The sequence below is a fragment of the Ferruginibacter sp. genome (assembly GCF_031391665.1).
Lineage (GTDB): Bacteria > Bacteroidota > Bacteroidia > Chitinophagales > Chitinophagaceae > Ferruginibacter.
Map to the genome: position 1 here is coordinate 1 of NZ_JANMUN010000115.1, position 6425 is coordinate 6425.

The window sequence follows — 6425 nt, forward strand, 5'->3', positions numbered from 1 at the left end:
GATGCCGGAGAAATTTGGCATTTGCTTGATCAGCGAATGAATATACCGGCAACACACCTGGAGCCTGCAATATTTAACCGTGTAGATTTAAACAAATACAATACACTGATAATGGCAGCCGGATCTTACATTGATTTAAATAAGGAAAAATTAAAAACATGGGTAAGCAATGGCGGGAATTTAATTTTATTGGAAGAAGCGGTGCAGTGGGCATCGGTGAACGGCATTAACATCGTTACATTAAAAAAAGTAAAACCACCAGTTGACAGCACCAAAAGAATGGCCTATGCCGAAGGTGAAGAAATTGATGGTGCACAACAAATGAACGGTGCAATTTTTGGAGCCGATGCTGACTTAACACACCCGCTGACATTTGGTTATACTGAAAGCACAATAAGTTTATTTAAAGCCAACCGTGTATATATGGAAAAAAGTAAAAACCCCTACGCCTCGCCGTTTTGTTATAAAGATAATCCTTTGCAAAGTGGCTGGCTGAGCAAAGAAAATAAAGAAGCCTTAAAAAATTCGGCTGCTGTTATTGTAAATACTTTGGGCAGTGGCAGAATTATTAATATAGATAACAATCCCAACTTTCGTGCATTTTGGCTTGGGGGTACTAAGCTTATGATGAATGCAATTTTTTTTGGAAAGATAATTGAAGCAGAAAGAGGAAGGGCGGAGGAATAAAATAGTTATACCAATTCTTCACTGACATCAACAAAAGCATTAGATCTAAAAAAAATCGTGGCGCAATTTTCTTGCACCACGATTTTTTTTGTAAAATTATAATACCAATCTAAATCCTATTCCTAAAGAATTAAGCGGGGAAGAGCTTAAACTTGTATTAAATGAAAATTGGTTTTGCTTTGCCGTAGAATTTTGTGCTGTTGTTTTTAAAGTATTGTATTGCAAAGCTGCCATATCAGGAATTAGAATTTCTAACTGTAATTTTTTAAGTACCTGGTAAGAGATGCCCGGTGTTAAAGATAATTGTACACCTGAGCCTTTACGGGTAGTAAGATTGTTTCCGGGAAAATTGGTGTCTTTTTGTGTGGAGCCAATATAATCAACACCGCCTTCGCCAAAAAAGTAAAAATCGCCACCTATCTTTTTATACTGCCTGTAAAAAATTCCCACGCTGAATTGTTTAAAGTCTGAACTGGAAACTAATGTGTTGTTATTAAAATTTTCATTTTTATTGTTGCCATATCCGGCATTTATACCTACGACAGTATTTTCTTTTATGGCTTTGCCAACTGAGACTCTAAAAAAGGCACTATTATTTTTTTGGCTTTGTTGCTGATTGGGCTGGGTGTTATTGCTTTCTGCATCTGCATCAGCAAAAGCAATTTGTCCGCCTAAAAGCACAGCACCTTTTTTAATTTGTGCAGTGGCTAAAAGTCCGCTGCAAATAAATACTAAGAATAAACTCAAAATTTTTCTCATAATTTTATGGTTTTTTATAGATGACAATTATAAATTGGCAAATGATGTTAAGAAAAACCTAATAGTAAAATTTTTAGAAAAATGTTTTATTGGATTTGGCAACCTTGGTTGAAAAATCTTTAGTAAAAAATAAAAAAGATTGTAAAAGAGTTGCCAACCTAATTATAAAATCTTCATTTAAAAGAATTTAAAAAGTTGGAAACTCTTTACAACAACAGAAAAAATTTATAATGAAATTTTATTTTTCGCAGTTAACTTTTTGCAGCTTTACGCCTTTGCCAAATGTTACCGTTCGGGTATTTTTAAAAATCATATTACCATTTTTTTCTTCCACGTCGCCATAGCCTTCAATTGCTGCATTGTCTTTTAACAAATAAATTACCTGCCTTGTTGATTGTACCCCTTCCGACATAAAATTATAATCAGCCAGTAAAGTATCACCTTTTAATGTGCCGGTTAAATCGCCTTTGTTGCTGTCTTTTTCTTTAAGATTGTATAATAAATTCCCCGTGACTGATGAGCCATTTATCAGCAGTTTTAAATTAACTGTATTGTTACCTGTAGATGCATAACAAACTGTACTGGCAACAGGCGTATTTTCTTTTACAACTTTTAAAGTATCTGTTGTAAACAGGGTTTCAGTTACAGGTTGTGTGGCGTTATTGCAGGATGCAGCAGTAATAATTACTACTAATACGGAAAAGAATGTAAATTTCATGCGTTTGATTTTTTAAAATAATAGTTACTTTTTGCTTGCAAATGCAGTGCCGCTATTAGAAAATAATCATTTAAGTTTGTTATACATGAAAAATATTTACATAATTAAAAATGCCATCACCTTAACGCTTCGGGCAAAAAATATGTTGATTTATATTTTAAAAATCAGTAAATTTAAATCATGAAAACAGCAATAAAAAAAGCAAAATTATTACCGATGCTGATGTTGACGGACCAATGATGGTGTATAACCTCACAACAAAAAAACAAGAAAAAGAACTGGGAGAATGGGTTGCAAACAGAAAAGCAAAGATTAAGGCCAAGCAACTCAAAAGCAATTAAAACGAAAATATTTTATTAGTCAGTATTTTACACCCTGCTTTTTGCAGGGTTTTCATTTACCATAAACCGCCGCAAACACAAAATAAAAAAACCTTTCATCGCTAAAATGCTTTCCTTTTGTTTCAAGTATCAGTTTGTACCGATAGTTTAAAAACAATAAAGATTTATAAACGATGCAGAAAAAATGAATAGTTAACTACTTTCCATAGAGGTCGTATTTTATGGGAAAGCAGGACGTTTAATGAATTAGTAGAAATATATAAGAACCAAATTGGACATCAAATTCGAAAACTTAGTCTGCTCTACGAAAAAATTGATTTATAAAAAACGAAAGGGAAATTTAATGCCAAGAAAAAATGAAAGCTTTATATTAAGCATTACCATTTAAAATGGTTTCTTGCTTGAGTAAAAAAACCTTTAAGGGATTCAAAGCAGGATTATTTAAATCCCAATATTCGGTATTCAAAAAATCTACTTTTGTGAGATTAGTTTGTTGGTTAGTACATTCTAAATAAGCAAATATTTTTGATTTCATGATTTTTGCATGTACAGGATTCTCGCAATTATTAATACATTCAATATATCCGTCAAAGCAATCGGTAAAATCTGAATATTTAGGATTAATTATTTTTAGGAGCAAGTCTTCAATTTCACCGGAAGATGTATTGTCAGGAAATAAGAATAAATCGAATTGTATATTTAATTCTGCTGCTCTTCTTTGTAAGTCTAATTTTCTTTGTTCTGCATCTTCATCCGCATCAAATATTACTATGTTTTGACCTTGTTTGTCAGAAACTTCTTGAAATTTATTTGAAACAAGATGAAGATTGGTCCAGCCACCAGTTGGAGTTTGGGTTAGAGTTTCAATTTTTAATTTTAGAAATAAAATATAGTCGTGTATAAACTTAATGTCGTTACCCTCAACTGCGAAATTTAATAAATTTATCATATTTCTCCTCTTATTTCTACATCATTTTCTATTGCATATTCAAAAGCTTCAAAATCATATCTATATGATTTTAAAGTTGAATCGGCAAGTTTACTGATTGTAAAACATTTCACATCATTTTGAAAAGTTATAAATTCGCTTTCTTCCAAAACCTCTTTTAAATACACTAGTGCTTCTTTGCTATGAGTAGTTAAAAATAGTTGGGTTTTATTAGCGCTAGCAGTTCTTAAAAGTATTCTCCATAAATTTTTTAATGCCTTAAAATGTAATCCATTATCAACTTCATCGATAAGCATAGCACCCCCTTTAACTTCGTTTATATTTATTATAGTGTGCAAATATTTTATAAATCCATCACCCATTAAATTAGAAGGCATTAATGACTTTGCACCTGTGTCTATATAAATCATATTATCACTAAATGCGGTAATGTCTGTAATCTTTGGGTCTATTTGTTTAAGGTCATTGATTAATGAATCTTTTCTTTTATCGATAATTAAGCGTTGTAGTTTTTTAGGTAAATCTTTCGAATGTAATAAATGCGAACCTTGTAAAAGAGCTTTAAAATTATCTTTCCTTTTTTTGGGGTCGAGTTTAGTCGTTAATTGAAAATTTTCTCCAGCCCTAATTCCTACTATCGTAGAACGGTATTCTACTTTTTGTTGTTGAAACGCTTTTATCGTACTCTTAAATTCTAATTGATTGACGCTCCTGCTATTACTCTCGTCAGATGCAGAATTTGAAAAACTATCAGTAAGGTCGGAAACTTTATTTCCATCTGCAATGATTATTTTTGTTTGGCCGCTACTATCTTTTGGGAGGATTTCTAACTTGATTTGTTCTTTATTAGTTAGTTCTGCTGATAATACTAAAACCGAAGAATAGTTTAAGTTATAGAATAAGAAACTAAAATCATTTTCTTCATTATGTATTAAATCTCTGAATAAATCAATATTCAAGGCTAGGTTTGCATTGTTATATCCAGCAAGTAAAAAAATGGCTTCTAACAGGCTTGTCTTTCCACAATTGTTTTGACCTAGAAAAATATTAACCATTGATAACCCGTCAATCTCAGCTTTTTTAATTCCTCTGAATCCTTCTATTTCTAACTTTTTAAAATTCATACTTCTAAATAACTATATTAATATCAAATAAACAACAACATTTAGGGATTTCAAACTTTATTACACTTTCTAAAGGAATTATAAAGTTCAACCGTCCCTTTTGATCTTTCCTAAAATTAAAAAAGCCCTGAAAGTTAAGACTATCAAGGCTTTTGTTTTTAAATCTGTACCACGTACGGGAATCGAACCCGTGACTCCTCCGTGAAAGGGAGGCGTCTTAACCCCTTGACCAACGCGGCATCTTTTATTAAAGGACGGCAAAGATAACATACGGCAGTTTTTTAGCCAAATATTTTAAGGATTTAGTCAGTAAATATTTTTAAAACGTTTGCGGTGCGTAAACCGCCACTTATTACCAATAGTAAAATCTTTAAAATAATACTGTTTTATGTGTGGTACAAACAGTAATTTTGCCATCTCAAATTAAAAATTCAAATTTTAAATTACAGTTATGAGTACAGTTAAAGTTGCAATTAATGGTTTCGGACGTATTGGCCGTTTGGTATTTCGCCAAATTTACAACATGAAGGGTATTGATGTTGTGGCAATAAACGATTTAACCAGTCCCGAAGTACTGGCACATTTATTAAAGTACGACAGTGCACAGGGCCGTTTTGATCAAACTGTTACCCATACCGAAAACGCAATTGCAGTTAACGGGCACGAAGTAAAAATATACGCACAAAAAGATCCGGCACAAATTCCATGGGGAGCACATGATGTGGATGTGGTAATTGAAAGCACCGGCTTTTTTACCGATGCAGCAAAAGCAGCAGCACATATTACAGCAGGAGCAAAACGTGTGGTAATTTCTGCACCGGCAACCGGCGATTTAAAAACTGTAGTGTTTAATGTTAACCACGCAATTTTAGATGGCACCGAAACTATTATCAGTTGTGCAAGTTGCACTACCAACTGTTTGGCGCCAATGGCAAAAGTGCTGGACGAAAAATATGGCATCATCACCGGTTTAATGAGTACTATTCATGCTTATACCAACGATCAAAATACATTGGATGCACCACACCCCAAAGGCGATTTACGCAGGGCACGTGCAGCTGCACAAAATATTGTACCTAACAGCACCGGCGCTGCAAAAGCAATTGGTGTAGTGTTACCTAATTTAAAAGGTAAGTTAGATGGTGGTGCACAAAGAGTGCCTGTAATTACCGGCAGTGTAACCGAGTTATATAGTGTGTTGGGTAAAGATGTAACGGCAGATGAAATTAACGCCGCTATGAAAGCCGCCAGCAACGAAAGTTTTGGTTACAACGAAGATGAAATAGTTAGCAGCGATGTTATAGGAATTACATTCGGCAGTTTATTCGATGCTACACAAACCCGTGTTATAAAAACCGGCGACAAACAATTGGTAAAAACAGTTAGCTGGTACGATAATGAAATGAGTTATGTATCGCAGTTGGTACGTACAGTACATCATTTTGCAGGGTTGATAAAATAATACCCAATCTCCGCCGCAGCGGAGGAAATGGAGGAAGATAAAAGCAAACATTAAATGTTTAAATTATAAAAGCTGCATTCTTCCAGTTCCCTCTCCGAAAGAGAGGGAACTGGGGTGAGTTTTTTTGGGACGGACATTTTATCATTAATCAACATCGTTGTGTCAATCTCTTGTACAATTAGTTCTTTGTTCAACTTATTAAATTGAAGGCTTTCTAATAATAGAAAGCCTTCAATTTTAAAAGAGTCTCCTTCCAGTTTCCTCTCTTTGGGAGAGGGGTTGGGGTGAGGCTTTTTAAATTGTATCTTTATAATCTCAAAATAAAGGTTATGGAAACAGAATTATTAAAACGGATTACTATTATTCCCGGCTTAATGGGTGGTAA

Annotated in this window: 5 protein-coding genes, 1 tRNA gene and 1 pseudogene; 2 read left to right on the forward strand and 5 right to left on the reverse strand. The window is 33.6% G+C overall.

Annotated features, from left to right (window positions below; all coding sequences use genetic code 11):
* Positions 1-687: pseudogene (locus ACY651_RS08910) on the forward strand (zinc carboxypeptidase); the annotation flags it as partial.
* A gap of 96 nt (positions 688-783) precedes the next feature.
* Here the strand turns inward: ACY651_RS08910 and ACY651_RS08915 are convergent.
* The 5 genes from ACY651_RS08915 to ACY651_RS08935 all read right to left on the reverse strand — a co-directional run bounded on the left by ACY651_RS08915 (position 784) and on the right by ACY651_RS08935 (position 4817).
* Positions 784-1446, reverse strand: coding sequence for an outer membrane beta-barrel protein (locus ACY651_RS08915; protein ID WP_462251824.1), 663 nt, complete (start codon positions 1444-1446; stop codon positions 784-786).
* A 238-nt stretch (positions 1447-1684) separates the two neighbouring features.
* Positions 1685-2164: a hypothetical protein gene (locus ACY651_RS08920; RefSeq protein WP_462251826.1), complete on the reverse strand. Its 480-nt coding sequence runs from the start codon at positions 2162-2164 to the stop codon at positions 1685-1687.
* Positions 2165-2875: 711 nt separating this feature from the next.
* Positions 2876-3454: a DUF3226 domain-containing protein gene (locus ACY651_RS08925; RefSeq protein WP_462251828.1), complete on the reverse strand. Its 579-nt coding sequence runs from the start codon at positions 3452-3454 to the stop codon at positions 2876-2878.
* The gene (locus ACY651_RS08930; protein WP_462251830.1) at positions 3451-4578 is read right to left on the reverse strand and encodes an AAA family ATPase; all 1128 of its coding nucleotides are present in this window, start codon (positions 4576-4578) and stop codon (positions 3451-3453) included. The genes ACY651_RS08925 and ACY651_RS08930 overlap by 4 nt, the downstream gene beginning before the upstream one ends.
* 167 nt (positions 4579-4745) lie before the next feature.
* Positions 4746-4817, reverse strand: a tRNA-Glu gene (locus tag ACY651_RS08935).
* 212 nt (positions 4818-5029) lie between these two features.
* Between ACY651_RS08935 and gap the strand changes: the two genes are divergently transcribed.
* Positions 5030-6040: a type I glyceraldehyde-3-phosphate dehydrogenase gene (gap, locus tag ACY651_RS08940; protein ID WP_462251832.1), complete on the forward strand. Its 1011-nt coding sequence runs from the start codon at positions 5030-5032 to the stop codon at positions 6038-6040.
* Positions 6041-6425 lie beyond the last annotated feature (385 nt).